Raw genomic sequence first — 24,200 nt, 5'->3', positions numbered from 1 at the left:
CAAAGGCGTTTTACACCATGACTTCACTTACCCGCACGCCGGAAAAGGCACCCGACACCTGGCTTGACCGGATCGGCATCCCGCAACCGCTGCGTTGGGGGTTCATCGCAGTCTTGGTCTTCATGACCGGCAACGGCGTTGAATCCAACTTCATCTCCCCGCACATGGCAGAAGCCCTCGGCAGCCAAGCTGCGTTGGTTCCCACCATCATCACCCTCTACGGTGTGGCCGTCATGGTTGCGTCCTACCTTTCAGGTGCCTTGTCGGACCTGGTGGGGCCGCGCAGGGTCATGGCCCTGGGTTTCGTGCTCTGGGTGGTCTTTGAAGTCCTGTTCCTGCTGAGCCTGGGCACAGGATCAGCAGTGGCAATCTTCGTCACCTACTTCATCCGAGGACTGGGCTACCCCTTGTTCGCCTTCTCCTTCCTGGTGTGGGTCAACAACGTGGTTCCCGTCAAGCGCAAGGGCACGGCCGTCGGCTGGTTCTATGTGATGTTCACGGGCGGCCTGCCCACCTTTGGGTCACTCTTCGCAGTGTTCGCCATCCCCGGCTTCGGCGGCGGGACGGCTGGGGAAACCAAAACCCTGTGGGCCTCGATTGCCCTGGTGACGATCGGCTTTGCCATTGTCTGGTTTGGGGTAAAGGAGCCCAGCGGCTCCAAGCGCCGCGCTCCAGCCGACGAATCCACGGCCCAGGTCCTCACCGGCGGACTCCGGCTCCTGGCCAGCGAACCACGTGTCTTGGCCGGCTTCCTTGTCCGCTTGATCAACACCGCGCCGCAGTTCGGCATGTTCATCGTCCTGCCCGCCGTCATCGCCGGCCAGCTCGGCTGGTCACAAACCCAGTGGCTCATGATGACGGTCATTGTCTACGCCTCCAACATCGCCTTCAACGCCGTCTTCGGAGCTATTGGCGACAAGTGGGGATGGCTGCGCACCGTCCGCTGGTTCGGCATCGCAGGTTCTGCCTTGGGCCTGCTCGCCTGGTGGTACGTACCGCATCTGGTGGCACCCGGCTCCGACTGGGGCTACTGGCTGTCGGTGCTGGCAGGCGTCATCTTCGGCATCCTGTTGGCCGGCTTCGTGCCGATGGGTGCGATCATGCCTGCGCTGGTCCCCAACCACCAAGGTGCCGCCATGGCCATGTACACCACCGCAGCTGGAGGTGCCGCCTTCCTGGGCGCCGCCGTCGTGGCAGTGGTGCAACCGTGGGGCGGGAACACCGGCGTCGTCTGGGCGTTCGTGGCCCTCTACTGCGTGGCCTTCGTCCTGACCCACTTCCTCAAGGTGCCGGAAGACGCCGCCCGCGGCCACAAACTCTGAGCACACCCTTCATTACAAAAACCCTGGAGCATCAATGACCAAGATATTCAATTCACCAGCAGATTTTTCGGATGACCAGTTTGAGGGCTTCCTTGACATCTACGCGGACCGCCTGCGCGGCGTTGCCGGCGGCGCCGTGGCACTTCGCAGCGGCGGACCGCAGGTGGCTGTGGTCATTGGCGGCGGCTCGGGCCACTATCCTGCATTCGCCGGGCTTGTGGGCACCGGCTTCGCCACGGGCGCCGTCGTGGGGAACATCTTCACTTCCCCGTCCGCAGCGCAGGTGTATTCGGTGGCCAAGGCCGCCAACCAGGGGCAGGGCGTGGTGCTCAGCTTCGGCAACTACGCCGGTGACAACATGAACTTCGGCATTGCGGCCGAGCGCCTTCGCAAGGAAGGCATTGACACCCGCATTGTGGTGGTCACCGACGACATCGCTTCCTCCGACGACGAGGAAAAGCGCCGCGGCATTGCCGGCGATTTCACCGTCTTCAAGGTCATGGGTGCCGCGGCCGCGGCCGGCCTCGACCTGGACGGCGTGGAACGAGCCGGCCGTGCTGCCAACGCAGCCACCCGCACGCTTGGCGTCGCCTTCTCAGGCTGCACCATGCCCGGCGCCGACAAGCCGCTCTTTGAGGTCCCGGAAGGACACCTCGGCCTGGGCCTGGGCATCCACGGGGAACCCGGCATCAGCGACGAAGTGATGCCGACGGCAACGGCCTTGGCGGGCATGCTGGTCGACAAGTTGCTGGAATCAGCCCCCGTTGCCGCTGGCAACAGGGTCGGCGTGATCCTCAACGGACTGGGCACCACCAAGTACGAGGAGCTTTTTCTGCTCTGGGGCCCGGTCTCCAAACGCCTGCGCGACGCCGGCCTGCAACTGGTGGATGTTGAAGTGGGCGAGCTGGTGACGAGCCTTGACATGGGCGGCACGTCGCTGACGCTCATGTGGCTCGACACGGAATTGGAAACGTTTTGGAAGGCTGACGCCTACACCCCCGCCTACCGCAAGCAGGCGGCGCCCGTCGCGGCCCTCGAGAGCTTTGGCCAGGACGGTGCCGAGGCGGAGCAGGAAGCCGTTGCGGCCCCTGCCTTCTCAGCGGCTTCGGCACAACTTGCAGGATCGGTGGTGGCCGGCCTGGAAATCATGGCAACCACACTCCATGAGCATGAACAGCGGCTGGGCGAGATTGATGCCGTGGCCGGCGACGGCGACCACGGCCGTGGCATGGTCAAGGGCGTCGATGCAGCGCTTCGGGCCGCAACCGCCGCCGCCGAGAGCGGTGCTGGAGCTGCCTGGGTGCTGCAGCGTGCGGGCCAGGCTTGGGCTGAGAAGGCCGGTGGCACCTCCGGTGTGTTGTGGGGCGCCGCTCTGGAGGCCGCAGGAACTTCTCTGGAAAATGACCGCTCCAGCTATGCACCGGCTGACTACGTGACGGCGGCGCATGCCTTTGCCGATGCCATCCTGGAGCTGGGCCGTGCCACCATCGGCGACAAGACACTCGTTGACGCACTCCTGCCTTTCAACCAGGCGCTGGCCGCCCATGTGGCCGGCGGGCTGGACTTCACCGGCGCCTGGCAGGGCGCTGCCGCCATAGCCACCGAACAAGCAACAGCAACCGCCGCCCTGAGCCCCAAGCTTGGCCGGGCACGCCCCCTGGCAGCCAAGTCCATCGGCACCCCGGACGCCGGGGCAACGTCCCTGGCCCTGTTGGTCAGCGCGCTTGCCGAGCTGCAGGCGCCCTCTCGGCTGTCCTAATTTCCCCCACCACCTAAGGAACCAACCATGACGCAGAAATTACGCATTGTTATCGGCAGCGATGAAGCCGGAGTTGAATACAAGGACATCCTCAAAAAAGACCTCGCAACGAACGGTCTCGTCGCCGAAATCATTGATGTGGGTGTTGACGCCCAGGACACAACGGCCTATCCCCACATCGCCGTCAATGCGGCAAGGCTGGTGGCCGACGGGACCGCGGACCGGGCAATCTTGTTTTGCGGGACCGGACTGGGCGTTGCCATCGCCGCCAACAAGGTTAAGGGAATCCGCGCAGTAACTGCACATGATTCATTCTCCGTGGAGCGCTCCGTCCTCAGCAACAACGCCCAGGTCCTGTGCATGGGCCAGCGGGTCATCGGCGTGGAGCTGGCCCGCCGGCTCGCCCGCGAATGGCTGGAATACACCTTTGACGAAAGCAGTGCGTCGGCGGACAAGGTGGACGCCATTTGCGGATACGAGGAGCAGGCGTGAACAACGATTTTGCCGGCCGGACCGTTGTCGTCACCGGCGCAGCCAGCGGCATTGGGAATTCCGTGGCGCACTACTTTGCCGCCCGCGGCGCCCTGATCTTCGGCGTCGACCTCAATGACGCCGTTCAGGCAGAGATGGCCAAACTCCCCGGAACCGGGCACCACGGGATTGCCAAGGACCTGACCGCTTCCGGTGCCGGCGCCGAGACGATCGACGAGGTCGTGTCGGCAGCGGGCAAGGTGGACATCCTGGTCAATTCCGCCGGCGTCGCGCTTCTGGACAAGGCGCTGGATCTGTCCGAGCAGAAATGGGAAGCCACGCTTGCCGTCAACCTCAGCGCCAGCTTCAAGATGGCGCAGGCTGCGGGCAAGTTCATGACCGCGGCAGGTTATGGGCGCATCATCAACCTCGCATCTCAGGCAAGCGTGATCGGGCTGGACGAGCATGTGGCCTACTGCGCCAGCAAGGCCGGAATTGTCGGCATGACCAAGGTCCTGTCCATGGAATGGGCGCCGTCCGGGGTCACCGTCAATGCCGTCTCCCCCACGGTTGTCGAGACCCCGCTCGGAAAGCTGGCCTGGGCCGGCGAGAAAGGCGAGGCACTGAAGCAACAGATTCCGGTGGGCCGGTTTGCCCAACCGGAGGAAGTCGCCTCCCTGATCGCCTACCTGGCCGGTGAGAATGCCGGCATGATCACCGGCGAAAACATCTTGATCGACGGCGGCTACTCCAGCATCTAGGCGGTGCGGCCTGACCGGCCGTCCTCCTGTCTGACGAGCCCCCGAACGCCGTTGCCTGCCCATTGGGGCGGGCAACGGCATTGTGTTCCCGTTGCAGCTTGCACTTTGACAGCCCGTGCGCGCAAAGATTTCGGTCACAGAGTGGAACAGTTCCCGTCTGTGCGGCCGCATCGCCTAGGCTGATTCCATGAGCGAGATCATCAACCTACAGGCCACTTTCCTCCCCAATGAGGGCGAATTCTTCCGTGTGAAGCTCGCGCTCGAGATCGCCGTTGAACAGGTGGTTGAAGAAGCCGGCTGCATCCAATACGAAATCACCGAGGAATCGGACGAGAAGATCGTGCTGACCGAGCAGTGGGCGTCCGAGGCAGACCTGGACAATCACAGCAAGGGCATCGCCGTGCAGGATCTCAACGAGTCGTTGAGCGCCCTGCTGGCAGAGCCCGTCAAGCTGGACAGGCTCTAAAGCCCGCCCACCGTTCCATGCGAAGCGTGACTTCACAGTTGTGGCCCCGGAATCACGGATTCCGGGGCCACAACTGTGAAGTGACGGCGGCAGCTCCGCCCGATCAACGCAAAAATTCACATAAGACTATTCGGCGGCGGGGTCCTCGGCCTGCTTGGCCGGGTCTTGGACCTCGGCCTGCTTGGCCGCAACTGCCGCGTGGACCTCGGACATGTCCAGCGCCTTGACGGCGTCGATGACCGAATCAAGCTGGGTGCCATTAAGCGCACCGGGCTGGGCGAAAACGAGCACTTTTTCCCGGAATGCCATGAGCGTCGGGATGGAGGTGATGTTCGCTTCTGCCGCAAGCTGCTGCTGCGCTTCGGTGTCGACCTTGCCGAACACGACGCCGTCGTGCTTCTCCGAAGCAGCTTCATAGGTGGGCGCAAAGCGTACGCAGGGCTGGCACCAGGATGCCCAAAAATCAACGATCACAATGTCGTTGGATTCAATGGTGGTGCCGAAGGATTCGGTGGTGATTTCAACAGTAGCCATGGACTCAACGGTACGTGACCCCATGAACCGTGGCTACCGGTTTCGCTCAGCGCTTGAATCATCCCGTTTGACACTTTCACCGGGTTTTGGGTGGAAAGACACACGCAGTTCACAGCGGATTCATCTTGGGCGCGCATGCTGGCGGTATTGACTACGAGAACAGGAAGCAGCGATGACTTTCACACCAGGAGAAACCATGACACGACCGATTCACCACCGCCCCTTCATCACCCCCGACAACCACGACGTTTGGCCGGTGCTGGCCAAGAACGAGCCGGTCGCCCTGGTCAATGAGCGCGGCTGGCGCTTGTCGGGCCGGGTTGAGACGCTGTCCAACAACCGCCAGTGCCTGTGGATCCAGCTTGACTCCGGCATGGGTCGCCAGCTCATCCACCATCAGGACGGCTTTGTACTGGAAAGTGGGAAGCAGGCCGGCTGAGCCTGTTTCAGGTAAATCGCCCGATCCGTTCGCGGATCGGGCGTTCCTGTTTAAGGACCGCCCCGGCTTGAACTCCAGCGGCCGGCCGTGGCGTCCGGACCCCGCAGGCGGATCCGTCAGTCCTCGGGCCCGATCATCGACACAAATTCCCGCGCGTCAGTCTCACCAATGTCCGCATGGTCACGCAAAAGGCGGGCAGCGCCGTCGTAATTCCCCGACTGGGCCAAGTCACGGATGTGGCGGAAGATGTCCTCGTTGAGGCGCGTGCTGGCCACCTCGCGGACATCGTCGCCGCGGGACACGATGGCCCGATAGCGGTAGGTGGCGGGGGTGGCGGCCGGCTTTGGCTGGACGTCGGCGACCGGACTCCCGGCCTCGGGGGCGGCCTGCATGATGTCTTCAACAGTCAGGGGCGCCTCCCGGACCGCAGGACTTGCACCCTCCGGCGACGGCTGGGGGAATTGCGCCAACGCCGCCACCGCCGCTGCGGAATCACCCAGTCCCATGCGCGTCGCCTTCCGGTAAGCCTGCACGGCGTTGAGCACCTGGTGCTGGGCAATCAACGAATAAACCCGCTGGTGGCTTTCCGGAGTGAGCCTTGCACTGGCTTCCACGGCGCTTTCCCTGGAAATCTCCCGCCCACGGCGCGACCCCTTGGCCCCTTTTGGGTTTGCCTGGGCAGAGTTCGCTGCGGCAGTCCCAGGGGATGGGCCGGCTTCGGTGCTGTGATTCTGTGCGGGTTCCTGCGAAACCCGATTTCGTCGTCCCATCAGGCGGGCCGCCACAACCACGGCAATGACAACGACCAACAAAATGAGCAGGGGCACGACGTATTCCATGCCTTAACTGTAGTTCGCCCGGGCCCGGTTTTCCGGCGGTGTGGGAACAGAACAGCTGCGGGGATGCTCCCCCGCCTCGGCTGGGCAACGAAAAAACCCGGAACCGGCGATTTCTCGCTCGGTTCCGGGTTTCGTTCATGCTTGGTGGCAGATACTGGATTCGAACCAGTGAAGGCGTTGCCAGCTGATTTACAGTCAGCCCCCTTTGGCCACTCGGGTAATCTGCCAAGGCCAGCCAAACCCAAAACATCGGGCCGGGCTTTCGCCCCCAACAAGTGGAAGCAGTAAAACAATACTAGGAATTTGCCCAAGAATCGAATCGAGAACTCCCAGGCTCCGGAATCAGCCAAAAAACAGCTGAAATCCGCCTGTGCGACAGTACAGTTGCCGCGACAGTCGGCCCGCTACGGCGGCCTAGGCCTCGTTTTGAATCCTCTTGACCAACTGATTTTCCAGGAAGGCCGCTTGTTCAGCGGTGATTTGCTGCAGCTGCACGGCACGGGCCATGTCCTCGTGGACTCCCGCGATCCGGGAGGACACGGAATTTGGCGGGGAACCGATGATGCTCGCCGGGTCAAGGCTGGATGCCGTGCCACCAACCAAACCCGGCCCACCCAACACAGCCACAGCGGCCAAGGTGACGGCGGCCATGGCAGTTCCCACGCTCTTCCTGCCGACCTTGTGCCTTGTGCCGGCGGCCGGCAGCGTTCCGGGAGCCTGCTTCCGGAACGTGTTCAGCTCCGTGGCAGGTGTCGGCGCGGCGCTTTCATCTGTCGTCATCGGTCCTCCTACTGCTGATGTTTCCAATACCCACAATATTGTCAATCGCAAATGTGTGGTTGCCCCGGGAATCCTCCGAGAAAACTGTGAGCCGAATGCGGCGCCATATTGCGGGTCCTTCGCCCGAAACAAGCCGGCCGTGCCGCCAAATATTCCCGCCAGGCCTGGGCGATCCCGCAAACCCGCGACTCGTCCATGGGCGGTCTAACCGGCCCGCGCACGATCCCTGCCCTAGAGTTGGAACCATGACGAAAGAGGCCACACCATGAGTTTCCGTCCCTTCCGCCGAAGGGCCCCCCGCGACCTCGCACCGGCCGTGCCGGCGAGTGCCGGAGGCCGGCACGTAAACGACGACGCCCTCGGGCCGGCTGATGCCCGTGTGGCCCCCGGCGACCGGGTGGCACTGCTCTGGGCAAATCCGTTGGGACGCACAGCGACCCGGGCGGCCCAGGTCCTGGTGGTCCTGGCACTGGTCGGGGTCGCGGTCTTCGGCCTGTCCCAGGTCAGCCTCGCCGTGCTGCCGCTCCTGATCGCCCTGATCCTCTCCAGCGCCCTGTGGCCGCTGGTGCGGCTGGCGCGCAAGGTCATGTCAGCCATGCTCGCGGCCTGGACAGTATTTCTGGGTTCGCTCGTAATCCTCGGCAGCATCGGGACGGGGATCGTCTTCGCCGTCCGGGCCGAGTGGTCCGGCCTGGTGGACCAGGCGGTCGAGGGCTTTCACCAGCTGCAGGGCATGGTGCAGGAGATGCCGTTCCAGATCAGCCAGCAACAGATCGACGACGGCGTGACCACCGTGACCGACTTCCTCACCAGCAGCCAGTTCGGCGCCGGGGCCTTGAGCGGGCTGTCCGCCGCCAGCAGCTTCTTCGCCGGGCTGGTGCTGCTTCTGGTCATCCTGTTCTTCTTCCTCAAGGACGGCGACCGGATCTGGGCGTTCTTCCTGTCCTGGATACCGCGCAGCCACGAGCCGAAGTGGCGTGCCAGCGGTAAACGCACCGTGGAAACCCTGGGCGGCTACATCCGAGGCACGGCCACCATCGCGTTCGTCGACGCCGCGGGCATCGGCATCGCCTTGTGGATCCTGCAGGTGCCGCTGGCACTGCCGCTGGCGGCCATCGTCTTCATCACCTCCTTCATCCCGATGGTTGGTGCCACGTTCGCCGGCATCCTCGCCACCCTGGTCGCATTGGTGGCCAACGGCCCCATCGTCGCCCTGATCGTGCTGGGCGTGGTGATCCTGGTGAACCAGCTCGAGGGGAACTTCCTCCAGCCCGTCGTCATGGCCCAGGCCCTGAACCTGCACGCGCTGGTGATCTTGCTGGCGCTGACCATCGGCACCGTCCTCGCCGGACTTGTCGGCGCCGTGCTCTCCGTGCCCCTGACCGCCGTCTGCTGGTCCGTCGTCAAGATCTGGACCGGCCGCGACACCGAGGCTGTCAAGGCGCAATCCGTACATTAACGGGCCCTCCCTAAAACTCGCTTCGCTCGTTTTGGGGCCCTCGGGCGCTAGGCTTGTATGCAGATCAACCGCTCAAATTTCCAAGCACATGGAGGAATCATGGCTAGTGAGTCAACGTTCGACGTCGTCAGCAAAGTGGACAAGCAAGAGGTCGCCAACGCCCTGCACCAGACCCAGAAGGAAGTGGCCCAGCGCTACGACTTCAAGAACATTGGTGCCGAGATTGACTTCAGCGGAGAAAAGATCCTGCTCAAGGCCAACTCCGAGGAACGCGTCATGGCTGTCATGGATGTTTTTGAATCCAAGCTGATCAAGCGCGGGATCTCGCTGAAGTCGCTGGATGCGGGCGAGCCGTTCGCCTCCGGCAAGGAATACCGCCTCGAAGCGGAAATCGTCGAAGGCATCGCCCAGGACGTGGCGAAGAAAATCAACAAGCTCATTCGCGACGAAGGCCCCAAGGGCGTCAAGTCGACCATTCAGGGTGACGAGCTGCGCGTGAGCTCCAAGAGCCGCGACGACCTCCAGGAAGTCATGGCCATGCTGCGCAAGTTCGAGGACGCCGACCTGCAGTTCGTCAACATGCGCTAACCACTGCCATTTCCAGGTATGGCCCGACTTTCGCGGCACGCCTGAAGCAAAAAAGCGCCTGCCGCTGAATTCCCTGAACTTTGGGAGTGAACATTCAGCCGGTAGGCGCTTTTTTGCCCTTGCCTGCAGGCCAGCGCCGGGCATAGTCTTCACTTGCCCCCACAAATGTCCGCAACCCCCACCAACGTCTGGAGCTGTCATGACCCCCCAGAATTTCCCCGCCGGAGCGCCGTGCTGGATCGATCTGTTGACCTCTGACATGACGAGGTCCCGAGAGTTTTACACCGCCTTGTTTGGTTGGAGCTACGAGGTCGGGGACGAAGCAACATATGGCGGCTACACCACGGCGTTCAAGGACGGAAAGAGCGTCGCCGGGCTCATGCAGAGCCCGGAGAACGGGGCCGGCCACCCTGACATGTGGTCCACCTATCTGCGCGTGGACAACATCGACGAGGCCGTGGCCGCCGCCAAGGATGCCGGGGCCGTCGTGTATCTGGAACCCATGGACGTGCCCGAGCAGGGAAAAATGGCCATGATCGGGGATCCCGGCGGGGCCTCCATCGGCCTGTGGGAATTTGGCGGCCACACAGGCTTTCAGGCCCACGGGACGAGCGGCGCCGCTGCCTGGCACGAGCTGCACAGCAAGGACTACGCGGCCGCCGTTGCTTTCTACCGGGACGTCTTCGGCCTGCAGGCCTCGGTCATGAGCGACACACCCGAGTTCCGCTACACCAACTTGGTTGACGGCGGCAAGGAGCTTGCAGGCATCATGGATGCCGCCACTTTCCTGCCGGCCAAGGCGCCATCCAGCTGGCAGGTGTACTTCCAGGCGGACGACGTCGATGCCACCGTCGCGCTGGCCCTGACCTTGGGTGCCACAGTCATCAATGCCGCCGAGGATTCCCCTTATGGCCGGGTTGCCGGGCTCAGCGACTGCACGGGTGCCATGTTCAAGCTGATCCAGCCGCCGCACTAAAGAATCGGGTTCTTGAGGCAGCTGACGGGACTGTCGGGCAAGGCGGCTGGCCGCCGTGCCCCGTCAGCTGCCCGGTTCCACGAGCCCCGTGTCGTAGGCCAGCACCACTGCCTGCACCCTGTCGCGCAGCCCCAGCTTGGCCAGTATTTTGCTGACGTGTGTTTTCACTGTCTGCTGGGCAATGAACAGTTCGTCGGCTATTTCCTGGTTTGAAAATCCCCGGCCAATCAACGTCATCACCTCAAGTTCACGCTCGGTGAGGCCGCCAAGGCGGTCCTGGGAAAGTTCCGGCCGTGCCCTCGAATCGGCGAATTGCTCGATCAGCCTTTTGGTGATGGAGGGGGCCAGAAGTGCCTCGCCCGAGGCCACGATCCGTACGGCCGCCACCAGTTCATCGGCGAGGGCGTCCTTGAGCAGGAACCCGCTGGCGCCCAGGCGCAGTGCGTCATAAACGTAGTCATCCACGTCGAACGTTGTCAGCATCAACACATGGGTGGTGCCGGCGTCGTCGGCATCGGCATCGGCATCGGCGTCTGCGTCAGCATCTTCACCGGCAGCATTGCCGCTGTCGCAGGCAGGGGCGCTGGCGAGGATCAGCCTGGCCGCTTCAAGGCCATCCATGACGGGCATGCGGACATCCATCAGCACAACGTCCGGGTGGTGGAGGGCGGCAAGTTCCACGGCAAGGGCGCCGTTTTCCGCCTGTCCCACCACTTCAATGTCTTCCTGGGCGGCCAGCAGGGCGGCAAACCCTTCACGGACCATGGCCTGGTCGTCCACCACCAGCACTCTGATGCTCATGGCCGGGCACCTCCCTTGCCGTTGACAGCGCTCAGGGGCAGCTTGGCCCGTACGCTGAATCCGCCGTCGGCCGTTGGCACGCACACCACCGAGCCGCCCACAATCGCAGCACGCTCCCGCATCCCAATCAACCCCTGCCCCACGTGCGAGCCCTTGTCCAGCTGCGCCATTACAGCGCCCACGGCCGAACTGGAATTGATCACCGAGACGGCCAGGCTGCTGCCCTTCACGGCAAAGGCCACGCGGACAGTCGCCCCGGGCGCGTGCCGGATGACATTGCTCAGGGCCTCCTGCACAATCCGGTAGGTGGTGAGCGCAATGACCTCGCCAATGTCATGGCCTTCGACGCAGGACAGCTCAGGTTCCGGGATGTGGACCCCCGCTGACCGGGCCGAGGCAAAAAGCCGGGGAAGGTCTGCAAGTGTGGGCTGGGGCCCCAGTTGCCGGCCGGCCTCAGCATTGCGCAATGATCCGAGCATGCTGCGCATTTCTGTCATGGCCCGGCGGGAGTTGGCGGCAATGTCATCAAATTCCTGTTTCAGTTCATCGCTGAGGCCGGGGTGCCGGTAAGTGGCGGTGGTTGCCTGCACCACGACAACCGACATGCCATGGGCCACGACGTCGTGGAGTTCGCGGGCAATGCGGGTGCGTTCCTCGGCCAGCCGGCGCCGTGACTGCTCCTCGGCACTGACACTGCGTTCGGCGGCAAGTTCTGTCCGCATGTGCTGCCACTGCTGGGCCACCACGGCGGCGACCATGAGCCCGCCGGACACGGCTGCGAAGATAACAACGTTGTTCTGGGCACCTTCGGTCAGGCCGTCCGGCATGGTCAGGTAATTCGAGACGACACCCACGACGACGCTGGCCAGCCATGCGGCGGCCGGCACCATCCAGTGCACGCGCAGCCCGGCAATGCAGATCACCAGGACCTGGGTGATCATGGCCACCACGCTGAAGGGCATGGGTGCTGCGCCCACGGGAACCGACACCAGCGGCATTACTGCCATCGGCACGAGCGAGACAAGCACACCGGCCACCGGGCGGGCAGCCGTCAGGCCCAGCGAGGCGGAGTGCAGGATGGACATGCCCAGGGCGTAGGGCAGGACCATCTGATACAAATTCATGTTCAGCGGAGCGCCGACGGCAAGGAGTGCAATGCACACGACAGCGGTGCCGAGCCACACCCAGCTGATCCCCTTCATCCGCCACAGAGTGACGGTGGTGAAGGGCGTTGGTGCGTGCCCCAACGCCGGGGCAACGGCCCCGGGCACTGCGGTTCCGGGCACGGTTGCGGCAGGGGAAGCCGCGGCTTCCCCTGCACCCCCGCGCTGCTGGTTCTTAATGGTGTTCAGCCCCGAGGGTGTTGGCTCGGATGGCGGCCGCTGTGAGGGGGTCAACCGTAAGTTCGGCCGTGGGCCCGTCGGCGTCCAAGCCGTTCAAGCCGCCAGCCGGGGCGCCCTGCCAGGACTGGATCTCCCAGCCGCCGGGTGCTGTGCTGCCTGTGGGTTGGCCGTCGAGGGTGACAATTCCGGTGTTGGACAGGTCGTGGTATTTGGGGTCCGACCAGTCGATGTTGATGCCCCGGTGCCCCGCCCAAAAACGGATCATGGCTCCGTGGCTGACCATCGCGACGGTTTCATGCGCGGCGGCTTCCGCCACCACGGCGTCGAAACGTTCCAGCACGTCAAAGCCGGTGTCGGCTCCCGGCATGCGTGCTGACAGATCGCCGCTGAGCCAGGATTTCACGGCGCCAAGGTACGCCTCGATGGAGGCCAGGTCGCCCTTCATTTCCAGGTTTCCGGCGCTGATCTCCCGCAGGCCGTCCCGGACCACGGGTTCGAGGCCCCGTTCGGCGGCAAGCGGCGCCGCCGTCAATGCCGTGCGGGTGAGATTGGAGATGTACAGCGCATCAATGCCCTGCCCCGCGACAGCTGCGGGAACCGCGGATGCCTGCCGCTCCCCCAAGGGCGTCAGCCCCGGCCCCGGGATGGCGGTGTCCAGCAGGCTGCGTACGTTGTTGGGTGTCTGGCCGTGCCTAATCAAAATCAGTCGCATGACTCCATTCTGTCCTATTGGGCTGAACCTTGGGTGTACGCCCGGCGGTGCCCGTCCCAACCGTGCGAACCACCGCTTGAGCTATGCTGACAGGGCATCCATGCTGCGCACGTCCGCTGGGAGGGGATTGCCTTGGCTCCGATTCGCACGCACCTGTATTCCTCCACGTTTTGGAGTGCCAGGCGTCCGGCGTTTCCACTGACCGAGGGCCACTTTGTGCTCCGGCTCAACGATCCGGCCATTGCCTTTGGGCCCGACTCCGCTGCCGACCTGCTGCACTGCTACGCCCACCTGCGCCGTGCGTTCACCGCCGTGGCCGGAGCCACCGCCGCCCAGCTCTACATCTCGCTGAATTGGCAGCCCGTGGGCGACGCCGTCGGCGAACCGCTGGCAGAAACCTCCACACCCACCCTGCACGTCTTCTTCGCCTTCCCGGACAGCACGACGGCGGCATCCGCCCTCCGCCTGCCCGCCCACAAGCGCGTGGCCACAGTGGGCACCGGCGCACTGGATGGGGACCTGCGGGCCTGGAAAGCCGATCCGGCACCGGGCAAGGACAGCCCAGGGGATCCGGAGGGCTGGTCTGAGCGGCCTTTTCACATTGCACCGGTGGGGCCGGGGCCGGGGGAACCTTTCCGTGCTGGGCATTGGACTGCGGTCCCCCGTTTCCCTGCCGCCTTGCTTGACGGTGCCGGGCCGGAGGCGCTGCTGGCGCTGGCCGGCCTGATGGCGGAAATGCCCTCGCAGGCCAGCCCGCCATTTCAGGGCGTAACAGTGTGGGCCAACGACGAATGGAACTCTCGGGCCCCGACCATCCTCCACCTCTTTGCCCGCCAACATGGCGACGACCCCCAACAGGTGGCGGATTTTGTGGCCGCCGGCGGGCTGGATCTGTCCCCGTCCGACGATTGCCAGCGGAAAAGCCGCGGCCCATCGTTTACTGTGGAGAAATGACCAACACTTCCCCGCTGAATGAAGACCAGACCGCCCAGGCCATTGCCCTGGCCATGAATCATGCCCGTGAGGGCAAAACTGCGGAGCTGGCCGAGTTCCTAGACCACGGGATCCCCGTGGATGTCCAGGACCCCGACGGCAACACCTTGCTGATGCTGGCCGCTTACCAGGGCCAGCCCGCAACCGTGTCAATGCTGATTGACCGCGGCGCCAATGTGGACATCCGCAATGGCCGGGACCAGGCCCCGCTTGCCGGCGCCTTGTTCAAGGGCGAAGACGTTGTCTGCGCCCTGCTCGTGGCGGCCGGTGCCGACCTCGATGCCGGCACCCCCTCCGCCCGTGCTGCCGCCGACATGTTTGGCCGCGGGCACCTGCTGGGCTGAGCTCCACCGGCACAGGCCGACAGCGGCACGGACCGCCGTCGTGGGTTAACGAAGAACTGCCCGGAAGCAGCCATGGCGGCTACTTCCGGGCAGTTCGTGTTTGCTAGACGGATTCTGAGACGGCGTCCAGGGCCGAGATCTTGCCGGCCTGGTGGGCGTCAATGGCCGCACGCACTCCTGCGCCGTAGGCCGGATCGGCCTGGGTGCAGTTGTAGATGTGGCGCTCGATGGTGGCCTCGGAGGCTCCATCAATGGCACGGGCGGTGTTCTCGAAGAGCACCTGGCGCTGCTCGTCAGTCATCTTCTCGCGGAACAGGATGCCGGGCTGCTCGAAGTAGTTGGCATCGTCTTCACGATAGTTGAAACGGTCGGCAACGGCGCCAACGGCCTGTGCCGGATCGGCGTAGGCGGGCTGTTCCTGCCAGCGGCCGTAGGAGTTCGGCTCGATGCCGGGGGTGCGTCCCTGGTTGCCGTCAACGCGGCCCTGGCCGTCGCGGTGGTACGTGTTGACGGAGTTCTTGGCCGCATTCACCGGAATCTGGTGGTGGTTGACACCGAGGCGGTAGCGCTGGGCGTCACCGTAGGAGAACAGGCGCGCCTGCAGCATGCGGTCCGGGGAGAAACTGATGCCGGGAACCACGTTCGCGGGTGAGAATGCTGCCTGCTCGACGTCGGCGAAGTAGTTCTCTGCGTTGCGGTTCAGTTCCCACTCGCCAACCTCGATCAGCGGGTAGTCCTTCTTGGACCAGACCTTCGTGAGGTCGAACGGGTGGTACTTGTACGTCTCAGCATCGGCCTCGGGCATGATCTGAACCTTGAGCTTCCACTTCGGGAAGTCACCGTTCTCGATCGAATCGAACAGATCGCGCTGGCTGGACTCGCGGTCGGCAGCAACCACGGCGCCGGCTTCCCCGTCGCTCAGGTTCTTGATGCCCTGTTGGGTGACGTGGTGGAACTTGACCCAGAAACGCTCGCCTTCGGCGTTGATCAGGGAGAAGGTGTGCGAGCCGAAGCCGTGCATGTGGCGGTAACCGTCAGGGATGCCGCGATCTGACATGACGATCGTGACCTGGTGCAGGGATTCGGGGAGGTTGGTCCAGAAGTCCCAGTTGTTCTCGGCGCTGCGCAGGTTGGTGCGGGGATCGCGCTTGACGGCGCGGTTCAAGTCGGGGAACTTCAAGCCGTCACGGAAGAAGAACACCGGGGTGTTGTTGCCAACCAGGTCCCAGTTGCCCTCTTCGGTGTAGAACTTCACGGAGAAGCCGCGGATGTCGCGCTCTGCGTCTGCTGCGCCGCGCTCACCGGCAACCGTGGAGAAACGGGCGAACATTTCCGTCTGCTTGCCAACCTCGGAGAAGATGTTGGCGCGCGTGTACTTGGTGATGTCATTGGTGACGGTGAAGGTGCCGAAGGCGCCGGAGCCCTTGGCGTGCATGCGGCGCTCGGGGATGACCTCGCGGCTGAAGTGGGCGAGCTTCTCAAGGAACCAGGCATCCTGCAGCAGCATCGGGCCGCGGGGTCCGGCCGTGAGGCTGTCCTGATTGTTGGCAACGGGCGCACCTGCTGCGGTTGTCAGGGGTGCGGTGTTTTCGATAGTCATCTTTATTTATCGCTCCTTCGTGGTGTTCGACATTAAAACAATTCATAAGTCTTTCGGCCGTGCAATCAGCCAGGCATGCAATCGGGACAGGTGCCCCAATAAATGACCTCGGCCTCATCAATGGCAAAACCGTGGCTGTTTGAGGCATGGAGACAGGGCGCCTCACCGACGGCACAGTCCACATCTGCGATGTTCCCGCAAATGCGGCACACCACGTGGTGGTGGTTGTCACCCACCCGGGCTTCAAAGCGGGCAGGCGAGCCCGAAGGCTCAATGCGGCGCACCAGGCCGGTTTCAACCAGCGCCGCCAGCACGTCGTAGACGGCCTGCTTGGAAACACTGCCCAACTCCATGCGAACGACACCAATAATGGTGTCGGCATCCGCATGCGGCGCCGCACTGACTGCACCAAGAACGGCAACGCGAGGACGGGTCACGCGCAGTGAAACTGCCCGCAACATCTCCTCAAATTTCCGCTCTTCAACCATGGCTCAATACTGTCAGCTTTTCTGGACTGAGTCCAATAATTTGCGGATGGGGGCGTGTTTATTCCTCCACAGCGGAGGCCCGTTGGGGTCCCGTGCACAGATGGCCATGCGCCACTAGTGCCGTTCCAGCCGCGTCCATAGGCTCGTCGCATGGACACTTTTGGCGGAATTCCCGCGGCAGCAATTGAGTTTTATGCCGCGCTTGAGGGCAACAACAACCGGCAGTGGTGGCTGCTGCACAAGGACAGCTACGACGCCGACGTGCTGGCACCGCTTGCGGCGCTCCTGCGCGGGCTGGAACCCAGCTTCGGCCCCGGCAGAATTTTCCGGCCGTACCGGGACATGCGATTTGCATCCCGGGGCGGCCCGTACAAAACTGCGCAGGGCCTGTTCGCCGGGCACCACGAGGGGGTGGGGTTTTACCTGCAAGTTGACGCTGGCGGACTGCTGATTGGCGGCGGGTGCCGCTCCTTCCCGCCGGCCCAGCTGTCCCGCTACCGGGCGGGCGTGGACGCCTCTGTCAGCGGCGGCGCACTTGCAGGCATCATGGATGCGCTGGAATCCGCCGGATTCACCCTCGAGGGCCAGCTGCTCAAGACGGTGCCGCGCGGATTCGAGCGGGACCATCCACGGGGTGCCCTGCTCAGATACAAAACGCTCAGCGCCTCAATACACCTGGGCGTGCCAGACTGGATGGATTCGGAATTCGCCGTGGATGCGGTGTCCGATTTCTGGGACCGGTTGCGCCCCTTGGTCGATTGGATCGTTCGCCATGCCGCTCCCTGAGCCCCTCGTCCGAGCACCACCTAGCAGGCTTCTCCACCGGCCGGTCAGGCCGGGATGCGTCCGAGGTAGTAGTGCATGGGTGCGTGGCGGACCGTTCGCGGAAGCACCTTCACCAGGACCGACACCGCACCAAACAGCGCCTGCAAGGTCCGTTCCTTCCGCGGCGACCAGACGAACCCGTACATGTCCCGCACGGTCGGCGGCAGCATGCCTGCGGTCAGGAACCTGGCCAGCGGCATGAGGGACTTGACCCAGAGGGGTGCATTCGCGGCCGCCAGCAGTTCCTGCGCCACGGCACGAACCGTGCCGTTCACGCTGAGCTGTTCCAGCTGCCGATCCCAGTAGGCGGCAAAATCAGCGCGGGTGGCGGGCCAGAGTCCTGCCGGCATGCCCAGCGCCGTGCCCAGCACGGCGTAGCTTCGGTACACCGATTCCGCGTCGGCCTCAGAAAGAGTCGGGAATACGGCGTCGTACGCCTGGGAAGCCGACTCGTACAAGGTGGCGGCCACCCACAATTGCAGCTGCGCATCTGAGGCGTCGTACGCGGGTACATCCGGAGAACCCGCAGATTTCACGGGCAGGTGTGCGCGCTGCACCTGCGCCTGCACGAACTTCCGCTGCTTCGGCGTGCCGTTGCTCAGTGCGTATATGTAACTAAGGGTGCCGTGCAGGCGCTTGAGCGGATCCGTGGCGAAACTCGAATGCCGGGCCACACCATGACCCACGGCCGGGTGGGCGAGCTGGAGCAAGATGGCCCGGCCGGCGCCGGCCAGCAGAACCGATTCCGGGGCAATGTCCGCGAACGTTTTTGAACACTGCCCCGTGCCGGACCGGCCGTTCCCGGTGTTGCCGGATTTCTGGGTCGTGGGTTCTTTCCGGAGCATGCTGTTCATGCCTTCCAGCGTGACACAGACTGAGCGACAGCGCAGCCTTACTTCAGCGTGGCCGGAACGGGCTCCGGAATTGCAGCCTCGTCGCGGCGCAGCCTGGAATTCCAATGCCCGTAGCTGAAGTAGACCACCAGCCCCACGGCCAGCCAGACCGCGAAGAACAGCCAGGTCAATGTGGCCAGGTTGAGCATCAGGTAAATGCACAGCAGGGCGGAGAGCACCGGGATGACGGGGCCAAACGGCACGCGGAAGGCGGGCTTGAGGTCGGGCCGCTTGCGGCGCAGCACCAGGATGCCAATGCTGACCATCACGAAGGCACTGAGCGTGCCGATGTTGATCATTTCACTGAGCACTTCCACGGGCGTGAAGCCGGCCAGGAAGGCAACGAGGACGCCGCTGAGGATCTGCGTGCGGGCCGGGGTGGCGTGCTTCACGGAGGTCTTGCTCAGCGCCCGCGGAAGCAGGCCGTCACGACTCATGGCCATCATGACCCGGGCCAGGCCCATCAGGAGCACCATGATGACGGTGGTCAGGCCAATGAGTGACCCGAGGGAAATGACCACCACGGCCCATTCGGCACCGACCAGGGAAAACGCCGTCGACAGGGAGGGATCCGCGACCTTGGCGAGGTCCTCATACGAGACCATGCCGGTCACGGCCAGGGTTACGAGAATGTACAACACTGCCGTGACCGCCAACCCGGCAAAAATGCCTCGGGGCAGCGTCTTGCCAGGGTTTTTGACTTCCTCAGCACTGGTGGCGACGACATCAAAGCCAATGAACGCGAAGAACACCAGCGCCGCGCCGGAGACAATGCCCGCAAACCCGTACATGGACGGTTCGGCACCGGTCAGCATGGACAGGAAGGGCTGCTCCTGCCACGATGCGCTGGTGGCCGGGGCCGGCTGGGACGGTGGGACGAAGGGCTGGTAGTTCTCCATCTTGACGTAGAAGAAACCAACCACGATCACGAAGAGGACGATGCTGATCTTGATCAAGGTGAAGACATTGTTGATGCGTGCCGCCAGCTTGGTGCCCATGACCAGGACGAATGTGAAGATGGAAACCACAACCAGCGGCCCCCAGTACATGGTCACTGGCCCGAGGGCGATGTTGGACGGCACGTTGAGGTTGACCGCCTCGAAGAAGTTGCTCAGGTAAATGCCCCAGTATTTGGCAATCACCGACGCGGCCATGAGCAGTTCCAGGATCAGGTTCCAGCCAATGATCCAGGCCAGGAGCTCGCCCACCGTGGCGTAGGTGAACACGTAGGCACTGCCGGCCACGGGAATGGCTGTGGCAAATTCCGCGTAACACATGATGGCCAGGGCACAGGTGACTGCGGCCAGGATAAAGGAGACGGAAACTGCCGGGCCCGCATGGTTGGCGGCGGCATCGGCTCCCACCGAGAAGATGCCTGCGCCAACGGCGACGGCGATGCCCATGATCATCAGATCCCAGGCACTCAGGGAACGCTTCAGTCCCTGACCGGGCGCTTCGGCGTCAGCAAGGGAGTGTTCAATTGATTTAATTCGGAACAAGTTCATGAATACCGCTTAATCGTCGGACATTTTTCAACTCCTACACATTAGCGAGGCATTAGCAGATCTCATCAATTTCAAAGATTTCATCTCAAAATATGAGACTTCTGAAGCGTCATATTGCGCCACGGTCCGCACTACTTGAACCAGAGCCAGCCGTTGAAGACCGCCGCGTCCCTGGCCGAGATGCTGATTTCCACCGGATATCCCTGCAGGACGCTGGGCGTGGGCACACGGAGCGTGAAGGCGCCCGCCGTCCCGGCCCATCGAGTGACCGTGCAGGTGCTGCCGGCCGTGAGAATCGTCGCCGAGTCAACGCAGCTCCATTCTGCCGGCGGGGTCACCACCACAGGCATTCCCATCCAGAGCCGCGGAACGTTGAACGAGACCCTCGGGTTGTCCAGATCGGTCCCGGTGCTGGAGATCTCCAGCTCAAGCACGGTTTCCACGGCCGTTTGGGAGCGCATGCTCCCGGTTACCGAGAACGTTGGCTCGGTATCCGGGGTTGACGTGGGCGTTGGGGCCGGCACTTGGGCAGTCGTTGGGGCTTGCGTTGGCGTAGACGTAGGAGCCTGCGTTGATGTGGGTGTAGGGGCCGGCACTTGGGCAGTCGTTGGCGCAGACGTTGGGACCTGCGTTGGAGTCTGCGTTGGAGCCTGGGTTGGTGTTGGATCAGGCTTTGGCGTTGTTACCGGGGCCGAAGGCTCCGCGACCGGTTGGGAAGGCATCGGCGGGGCAGCCGTTTCGGGCAGCTTCGACGGCGCCGGCCCGGGAGCGGGTGTGGCGGTGGGAGCCGACGCTTCCGGTGGCGGGCCCAGCTGTGTACCCTCAGTCGTGACCAGCAGGTGGTCCGGGTCCGGCGGAACTGTGGAAATATGCATCTGGGCAGGGACATGCGGGGCGGCGGACGGTGTATTGGCCGTCACCCGGGCCACATCTGGTGAACCAGTCCCGGCCGGAGGGCGCTGCGTTTCGGCGGCAGGGGCGCTGACAGTGGTGCCCGTCGGGAGTGGGCCGGCGTCTTTGCCATGCCCATCGACGCGGGGTGGCCCAACCGCGGAAGCCACCACTGCCCCCAGCAGCACAACGCCTACCGCAGAAGCCGTCATGAAAGCACCGATTCCTGCGGAACCAAGACCGGCAGACGCCAACCCCACGGAACCTAAACTTGCGGATCCAGCGCCTGCGCCGCCAACGCCGACCCCGCCGGCACCCACGGCTGGGGTGCCTTCTGCAAGCAGCGGGGCAGCAGCATACGTCGCACCCTTGGCAATTTCTTCGCAGGCGAAGGCCAGGCCTGCGACCGCCGGGAAGATGATGGTGCGCATGCCAAATCCGACGTCCTCAATGTGCAGCAGCATTTCGCTGCAGCGGAGGCAGCCCTGCAGGTGCGCTGCAACCTTTGCCTTGCGGCGCCGGGTCAGTCCGTCACGGGCGTAGGCACCCAGGTTCTTGGAGTACTCGGCACAACTGCTCGCAACGGCTGCAATGTGGTTTTGCAAATAGGCCTGCTTGAGCCCCTCACGGGCCCGCACCGCCAAGGCGGCCACGGCATTGGGCGTAATGCCAAGCATGGGCGAAATCTCGGCAGGTGCCATGTCATCGACCTCGGTGTACCAGAGCACAGCCTGCCACCGTTCAGGCAAATCCCTGAAGGACCGGCTCACGACGTCCTTTTCAAAGGCTGCCACGACCGAGTCGCCGCCGGCTTCCCCCTCCATGACCGTTTCAAGGTCGTCAACGGCCACTTGTTTTCCATCGGCTGCACGCTTGGCACTTGCCAGCCGCCGCAGCGTGGTGAGCAGGTACGCGCGGAAAAACACCGTGGGGCCGTTTCCGGATTGGATTGCTGCCAGGACGTTGGCAAAGGCCTCGGCCACCAGGTCGGCCACATCGCTGGAATTGCGTGCGTGGCTGTTGGCGGTTGCCCGAGCGGCGTCCACATGGCGCTCGTACAGGCCGGCATATGCCTCAGCATTGCCGTCTCGCACTTTTTCAATCAACTCTTCGTCGCTGGTGTGTGCGTCCCCGGCACCGTCAATCATATCGGTGGTCTTGTCGGCCATGCTGCCCCGTCCCTTCGTTGAGCGCCGCTCAAACAACTTTCGTCAGTCTACCCAGCCACGATTGCCCGCCTGAGAGCGCAGAATGCCAAATCATGACGCGAAAATAGATAACATTTTGAAGAATCTTTTTCGTCCTTAAAGACAACAGTCCGGGGGCTCCCACTGCTATCCAGTGGGCAGCCCCCGGCGGTGCGATGGCTGATGCGCGCCAGCGCCTAGTGCGTGCGGCGGACGCGGCGGACCAGCAGCATCAGGGCCCCGCCAGCCAGGAACAGACCACCCATAAGCAGCGGCAGTGAATTGCCGGCTCCAGTGACCGCCAAGTCGTTGTTTGGAGCAGAGGCTGTTGCCGTGTTCGACGCCGGACCTGCCACCGGCGCGGTCGTGGCCGCCCCTTCTGTGGTCGCCGGGGCGATGGAGGTGGGAACCTTGGTTTCCGTAGCTGTTGCAGTGGGTTCCGGCGTTTCCTTGGGAGCCTCAGTCGGGTTTGGGGTCGGGGTCACCGTGGGCGTCTCAGTCACCGTGGGCGTCGGGGTCACTGCGGGCGTCTCAGTCACCATGGGCGTCGGCGTCTCGGTCGGCGTCGGCTTGGGTGGCACGATGTCCGTGGTGGTGCACGGTTTCGCTTCCACGCACTGGGCCGGGGGAACTGTACCGGCGCCTGTGACCGCATTGGTCAGTGTTGCCTCGTAGGCGTCATCATTGACCCGGACCTGATAGCTCAGGGTTGCCGTGGCACTGTTGGCAAGGCTGAACGGGCCTGCGGCGAGAAGCGTGCCGGCAGGGTCATCGACGGCCGTGGCTGCGCCGCCGTCCACGACGAGCATTGCCGATCCGCTGACAAACGCTGCATCGTCCAGGACATCGGACAGGTCATCACGGAAAGTGATGCCGTCAACGGTTCCTTCCCCGGTGTTGGTGGCTTCAACCGTGTAGCTGATCGTGTCACCTGGGTTGACGGTTCCTTCGGTTTCAGAGGTCTTTTCCATGGTCCAGGCCGTAGCGGGGGCCTTGTTTGTCACCGTGCAGGAGGTGATGGTGCCGGCTTCCGCGGTGACCTCGAAGCCGACGTTTCCGGTGTCGTCCGTGTTGGTCACCTCGAGCGGCTGTCCGTCACGGGTGCAGACGGCGTTGAAACCGTCCTTCGCCACCACCGTGTAGCCGGGCTGCTGGCGTTCCTTGATGGTGACCTTGACCGGTTCCTTTGCGGGGAAGTCCAGGGTCATGCCGGCCTGTCCGTTGGCTCCGGTGGTCAGGACTGCCGGTTCGTCCCCTTCGGCTGCGGCGTCAAAGACCCACCCCTCGCCGGGTGTGGTTTCCGTGGAGTCAAAGGCTTCAACAGCCTTGTTCACGTTCAGCGTGCCGGAGCAGCCTGCAGTGGCAATGCCCTTCAAGATGTTGGCCAACTCGTCATAGTTGGTGGTGAAGTAGTCGGAACCGGCCACCGGTCCGGAGATCTTGGCCAGGCGGTCCGCGTTCGTACCCGGAACGCCCACACTGACGATGCGTGTTCCGGCCTCCTTGAGCCTGTTGGCCTCGGGGATGGCAGCTTCTAGCGAGGCCGCGATGTTGGCGTTGCCTCCTTGGCCGGTGCCACCGTTTCCGCTGACCCCGTTTTCGCGCTCATTCAGTGGTGCGGGCCCATAGAAAGTTGGGTCGCCGTCGGTGAAGAAGATAACACCGTCGTAGGTGCTTGCAGGGACGATGTTCAGGCCCTGCTGCCAGTTGGTGCCCCCATGCCAGGTTTGCGTGTCGCTGGGACGGACCAGGGCGTTGATGCTGCTGGTGACGCTGCCGGTTCCCTGTGCGGAGGCCAGCGAGGTGGCGGCCAGCTCCTGCTGTGCAAAGGTCGCGAAACTGTAGACGCCCATCGTGGTCGCTGTGCCTTGCAGCGCCGAAACGGCTGCGGTGCTGGCGTCCTTGACCGTGTCGACGTCGGAGTTGCCCATCGACGCGGACATGTCGAAGACCATGGCCAGGTTCAGCCCGCATTTCTGCGGCAGTTCCGGGTTGGGCGAGACGCTTGCACCCGCCAGGGCTGGTGCCGGCGCGGGCAATTCCGGACTGGCAAACGCCGGCAAGGCACTTGCGGCCAATGATCCAGCCACGGCAACGGCTGCAACAGCCCCGGCCATTTTCCGTCCCCGCCAAAGATTTTTTCTCAACATGAGCAGCAAACAACTTTCCCCATACGACAACCGCATTTCCGGTTGAGTCACATAGAGGGAGCGCCGCCACAGTG

The 24,200-nt window shown here is 63.8% G+C and carries 24 protein-coding genes and 1 tRNA gene; 12 read left to right on the top strand and 13 right to left on the bottom strand.

The genetic code is table 11. The features are described from left to right. Nucleotides 1-17: 17 nt before the first annotated feature. The 5 genes from AC1L6K_RS04835 (at nucleotide 18) to AC1L6K_RS04815 (ending at nucleotide 4,779) form a co-directional block, all read left to right on the top strand. On the top strand, nucleotides 18-1,322 hold the full coding sequence (locus AC1L6K_RS04835) for an MFS transporter (protein ID WP_480951593.1): 1,305 nt from the start codon (nucleotides 18-20) through the stop codon (nucleotides 1,320-1,322). A 34-nt stretch (nucleotides 1,323-1,356) separates the two neighbouring features. Then, entirely contained in the window at nucleotides 1,357-3,081 is a 1,725-nt protein-coding gene (locus AC1L6K_RS04830) for a dihydroxyacetone kinase family protein (protein ID WP_480951592.1), read from the top strand. 27 nt (nucleotides 3,082-3,108) lie between these two features. Then, a complete protein-coding gene (locus tag AC1L6K_RS04825) occupies nucleotides 3,109-3,573 on the top strand; it encodes a ribose-5-phosphate isomerase (protein ID WP_480951591.1) in 465 nt (154 codons plus the stop codon). Continuing rightward, a complete protein-coding gene (locus AC1L6K_RS04820) occupies nucleotides 3,570-4,313 on the top strand; it encodes a GolD/DthD family dehydrogenase (RefSeq protein WP_480951590.1) in 744 nt (247 codons plus the stop codon). Before AC1L6K_RS04825 ends, AC1L6K_RS04820 begins: the two co-directional genes overlap by 4 nt. Before the next feature lie 187 nt (nucleotides 4,314-4,500). Further along, nucleotides 4,501-4,779: a putative quinol monooxygenase gene (locus AC1L6K_RS04815; RefSeq protein ID WP_480951589.1), complete on the top strand. Its 279-nt coding sequence runs from the start codon at nucleotides 4,501-4,503 to the stop codon at nucleotides 4,777-4,779. A gap of 126 nt (nucleotides 4,780-4,905) precedes the next feature. Here AC1L6K_RS04815 and AC1L6K_RS04810 read toward each other — a convergent pair whose 3' ends face one another. Further along, nucleotides 4,906-5,313, bottom strand: coding sequence for a thioredoxin family protein (locus tag AC1L6K_RS04810; protein WP_480951588.1), 408 nt, complete (start codon nucleotides 5,311-5,313; stop codon nucleotides 4,906-4,908). Nucleotides 5,314-5,509: 196 nt separating this feature from the next. Between AC1L6K_RS04810 and AC1L6K_RS04805 the strand changes: the two genes are divergently transcribed. After that, nucleotides 5,510-5,752 (top strand): hypothetical protein, encoded by a 243-nt coding sequence (locus tag AC1L6K_RS04805; protein ID WP_480951587.1) that lies wholly within the window; start codon nucleotides 5,510-5,512, stop codon nucleotides 5,750-5,752. Between the two features lie 116 nt (nucleotides 5,753-5,868). Here AC1L6K_RS04805 and AC1L6K_RS04800 read toward each other — a convergent pair whose 3' ends face one another. The 3 genes from AC1L6K_RS04800 to AC1L6K_RS04790 form a co-directional block, all read right to left on the bottom strand. Then, nucleotides 5,869-6,591: a hypothetical protein gene (locus AC1L6K_RS04800; RefSeq protein WP_480951586.1), complete on the bottom strand. Its 723-nt coding sequence runs from the start codon at nucleotides 6,589-6,591 to the stop codon at nucleotides 5,869-5,871. 142 nt (nucleotides 6,592-6,733) lie between these two features. Further along, nucleotides 6,734-6,818, bottom strand: a tRNA-Tyr gene (locus tag AC1L6K_RS04795). A 187-nt stretch (nucleotides 6,819-7,005) separates the two neighbouring features. Next, nucleotides 7,006-7,371: a hypothetical protein gene (locus AC1L6K_RS04790; protein ID WP_480951585.1), complete on the bottom strand. Its 366-nt coding sequence runs from the start codon at nucleotides 7,369-7,371 to the stop codon at nucleotides 7,006-7,008. A 265-nt stretch (nucleotides 7,372-7,636) separates the two neighbouring features. Between AC1L6K_RS04790 and AC1L6K_RS04785 the strand changes: the two genes are divergently transcribed. The 3 genes from AC1L6K_RS04785 to AC1L6K_RS04775 all read left to right on the top strand — a co-directional run bounded on the left by AC1L6K_RS04785 (nucleotide 7,637) and on the right by AC1L6K_RS04775 (nucleotide 10,394). After that, nucleotides 7,637-8,830, top strand: a complete 1,194-nt coding sequence (locus tag AC1L6K_RS04785; RefSeq protein ID WP_480951584.1) for an AI-2E family transporter — start codon at nucleotides 7,637-7,639, stop codon at nucleotides 8,828-8,830. Nucleotides 8,831-8,929: 99 nt separating this feature from the next. Next, the gene (locus AC1L6K_RS04780) at nucleotides 8,930-9,418 is read left to right on the top strand and encodes a YajQ family cyclic di-GMP-binding protein (RefSeq protein WP_444532897.1); all 489 of its coding nucleotides are present in this window, start codon (nucleotides 8,930-8,932) and stop codon (nucleotides 9,416-9,418) included. Between the two features lie 199 nt (nucleotides 9,419-9,617). Next, entirely contained in the window at nucleotides 9,618-10,394 is a 777-nt protein-coding gene (locus tag AC1L6K_RS04775) for a VOC family protein (protein WP_480951583.1), read from the top strand. Between the two features lie 63 nt (nucleotides 10,395-10,457). Here AC1L6K_RS04775 and AC1L6K_RS04770 read toward each other — a convergent pair whose 3' ends face one another. The 3 genes from AC1L6K_RS04770 to AC1L6K_RS04760 are packed head-to-tail and all read right to left on the bottom strand — an operon-like array spanning nucleotide 10,458 to nucleotide 13,250. Next, nucleotides 10,458-11,195, bottom strand: a complete 738-nt coding sequence (locus tag AC1L6K_RS04770) for a response regulator (protein WP_480951582.1) — start codon at nucleotides 11,193-11,195, stop codon at nucleotides 10,458-10,460. Next, nucleotides 11,192-12,592 carry a sensor histidine kinase gene (locus AC1L6K_RS04765; protein WP_480951581.1) on the bottom strand — a complete coding sequence of 467 codons (1,401 nt, stop codon included), beginning with the start codon at nucleotides 12,590-12,592 and terminating at the stop codon, nucleotides 11,192-11,194. Before AC1L6K_RS04765 ends, AC1L6K_RS04770 begins: the two co-directional genes overlap by 4 nt. Further along, on the bottom strand, nucleotides 12,534-13,250 hold the full coding sequence (locus AC1L6K_RS04760) for a histidine phosphatase family protein (RefSeq protein WP_480951580.1): 717 nt from the start codon (nucleotides 13,248-13,250) through the stop codon (nucleotides 12,534-12,536). The genes AC1L6K_RS04765 and AC1L6K_RS04760 overlap by 59 nt, the downstream gene beginning before the upstream one ends. A 132-nt stretch (nucleotides 13,251-13,382) precedes the next feature. On the opposite strand from AC1L6K_RS04760, the gene AC1L6K_RS04755 reads away from it, so the two are divergent. Together AC1L6K_RS04755 and AC1L6K_RS04750 are read left to right on the top strand one after the other, a co-directional pair. Further along, nucleotides 13,383-14,204 carry a hypothetical protein gene (locus tag AC1L6K_RS04755; RefSeq protein ID WP_480951579.1) on the top strand — a complete coding sequence of 274 codons (822 nt, stop codon included), beginning with the start codon at nucleotides 13,383-13,385 and terminating at the stop codon, nucleotides 14,202-14,204. Next, the gene (locus AC1L6K_RS04750) at nucleotides 14,201-14,587 is read left to right on the top strand and encodes an ankyrin repeat domain-containing protein (protein WP_480951578.1); all 387 of its coding nucleotides are present in this window, start codon (nucleotides 14,201-14,203) and stop codon (nucleotides 14,585-14,587) included. Before AC1L6K_RS04755 ends, AC1L6K_RS04750 begins: the two co-directional genes overlap by 4 nt. Nucleotides 14,588-14,690: 103 nt before the next feature. Here AC1L6K_RS04750 and AC1L6K_RS04745 read toward each other — a convergent pair whose 3' ends face one another. Then, a complete protein-coding gene (locus AC1L6K_RS04745) occupies nucleotides 14,691-16,187 on the bottom strand; it encodes a catalase (protein WP_480951577.1) in 1,497 nt (498 codons plus the stop codon). Nucleotides 16,188-16,252: 65 nt separating this feature from the next. Continuing rightward, the gene (locus tag AC1L6K_RS04740) at nucleotides 16,253-16,675 is read right to left on the bottom strand and encodes a Fur family transcriptional regulator (RefSeq protein ID WP_480951576.1); all 423 of its coding nucleotides are present in this window, start codon (nucleotides 16,673-16,675) and stop codon (nucleotides 16,253-16,255) included. A 150-nt stretch (nucleotides 16,676-16,825) separates the two neighbouring features. Here AC1L6K_RS04740 and AC1L6K_RS04735 point away from each other — a divergent pair, with 150 nt between their 5' ends. Beyond that, nucleotides 16,826-17,461 carry a DUF2461 domain-containing protein gene (locus tag AC1L6K_RS04735; protein ID WP_480951575.1) on the top strand — a complete coding sequence of 212 codons (636 nt, stop codon included), beginning with the start codon at nucleotides 16,826-16,828 and terminating at the stop codon, nucleotides 17,459-17,461. A gap of 44 nt (nucleotides 17,462-17,505) precedes the next feature. Here AC1L6K_RS04735 and AC1L6K_RS04730 read toward each other — a convergent pair whose 3' ends face one another. From AC1L6K_RS04730 to AC1L6K_RS04715, 4 genes are all read right to left on the bottom strand, one after another. Beyond that, nucleotides 17,506-18,354: an oxygenase MpaB family protein gene (locus AC1L6K_RS04730; protein WP_480951574.1), complete on the bottom strand. Its 849-nt coding sequence runs from the start codon at nucleotides 18,352-18,354 to the stop codon at nucleotides 17,506-17,508. Nucleotides 18,355-18,392: 38 nt separating this feature from the next. Next, a complete protein-coding gene (locus AC1L6K_RS04725; RefSeq protein ID WP_480951573.1) occupies nucleotides 18,393-19,898 on the bottom strand; it encodes an amino acid permease in 1,506 nt (501 codons plus the stop codon). A gap of 131 nt (nucleotides 19,899-20,029) precedes the next feature. Continuing rightward, nucleotides 20,030-21,958 carry a sigma-70 family RNA polymerase sigma factor gene (locus AC1L6K_RS04720; protein ID WP_480951572.1) on the bottom strand — a complete coding sequence of 643 codons (1,929 nt, stop codon included), beginning with the start codon at nucleotides 21,956-21,958 and terminating at the stop codon, nucleotides 20,030-20,032. Between the two features lie 215 nt (nucleotides 21,959-22,173). Beyond that, nucleotides 22,174-24,093: a DUF7927 domain-containing protein gene (locus AC1L6K_RS04715; RefSeq protein WP_480951571.1), complete on the bottom strand. Its 1,920-nt coding sequence runs from the start codon at nucleotides 24,091-24,093 to the stop codon at nucleotides 22,174-22,176. Nucleotides 24,094-24,200: the final 107 nt, after the last annotated feature.

The organism is Specibacter sp. BI4 (assembly GCF_056680095.1).
The sequence above is the reverse complement of the archived record's forward strand: the minus strand, read 5'-3'. Positions and strand labels throughout refer to the sequence as shown.

Coding starts and splice junctions, on each gene's coding strand:
- AC1L6K_RS04805 (WP_480951587.1), top strand. CDS start 5,510: ATGACACGACCGATTCACCACCGCCCCTTCATCACCCCCGACAACCAC.
- AC1L6K_RS04775 (WP_480951583.1), top strand. CDS start 9,618: ATGACCCCCCAGAATTTCCCCGCCGGAGCGCCGTGCTGGATCGATCTG.
- AC1L6K_RS04720 (WP_480951572.1), bottom strand. CDS start 21,958: ATGGCCGACAAGACCACCGATATGATTGACGGTGCCGGGGACGCACAC.
- AC1L6K_RS04825 (WP_480951591.1), top strand. CDS start 3,109: ATGACGCAGAAATTACGCATTGTTATCGGCAGCGATGAAGCCGGAGTT.
- AC1L6K_RS04785 (WP_480951584.1), top strand. CDS start 7,637: ATGAGTTTCCGTCCCTTCCGCCGAAGGGCCCCCCGCGACCTCGCACCG.
- AC1L6K_RS04760 (WP_480951580.1), bottom strand. CDS start 13,250: ATGCGACTGATTTTGATTAGGCACGGCCAGACACCCAACAACGTACGC.
- AC1L6K_RS04790 (WP_480951585.1), bottom strand. CDS start 7,371: ATGACGACAGATGAAAGCGCCGCGCCGACACCTGCCACGGAGCTGAAC.
- AC1L6K_RS04745 (WP_480951577.1), bottom strand. CDS start 16,187: ATGACTATCGAAAACACCGCACCCCTGACAACCGCAGCAGGTGCGCCC.
- AC1L6K_RS04725 (WP_480951573.1), bottom strand. CDS start 19,898: ATGAACTTGTTCCGAATTAAATCAATTGAACACTCCCTTGCTGACGCC.
- AC1L6K_RS04835 (WP_480951593.1), top strand. CDS start 18: ATGACTTCACTTACCCGCACGCCGGAAAAGGCACCCGACACCTGGCTT.
- AC1L6K_RS04810 (WP_480951588.1), bottom strand. CDS start 5,313: ATGGCTACTGTTGAAATCACCACCGAATCCTTCGGCACCACCATTGAA.
- AC1L6K_RS04735 (WP_480951575.1), top strand. CDS start 16,826: ATGGACACTTTTGGCGGAATTCCCGCGGCAGCAATTGAGTTTTATGCC.
- AC1L6K_RS04750 (WP_480951578.1), top strand. CDS start 14,201: ATGACCAACACTTCCCCGCTGAATGAAGACCAGACCGCCCAGGCCATT.
- AC1L6K_RS04740 (WP_480951576.1), bottom strand. CDS start 16,675: ATGGTTGAAGAGCGGAAATTTGAGGAGATGTTGCGGGCAGTTTCACTG.
- AC1L6K_RS04800 (WP_480951586.1), bottom strand. CDS start 6,591: ATGGAATACGTCGTGCCCCTGCTCATTTTGTTGGTCGTTGTCATTGCC.
- AC1L6K_RS04770 (WP_480951582.1), bottom strand. CDS start 11,195: ATGAGCATCAGAGTGCTGGTGGTGGACGACCAGGCCATGGTCCGTGAA.
- AC1L6K_RS04715 (WP_480951571.1), bottom strand. CDS start 24,093: ATGGCCGGGGCTGTTGCAGCCGTTGCCGTGGCTGGATCATTGGCCGCA.
- AC1L6K_RS04780 (WP_444532897.1), top strand. CDS start 8,930: ATGGCTAGTGAGTCAACGTTCGACGTCGTCAGCAAAGTGGACAAGCAA.
- AC1L6K_RS04730 (WP_480951574.1), bottom strand. CDS start 18,354: ATGAACAGCATGCTCCGGAAAGAACCCACGACCCAGAAATCCGGCAAC.
- AC1L6K_RS04815 (WP_480951589.1), top strand. CDS start 4,501: ATGAGCGAGATCATCAACCTACAGGCCACTTTCCTCCCCAATGAGGGC.
- AC1L6K_RS04830 (WP_480951592.1), top strand. CDS start 1,357: ATGACCAAGATATTCAATTCACCAGCAGATTTTTCGGATGACCAGTTT.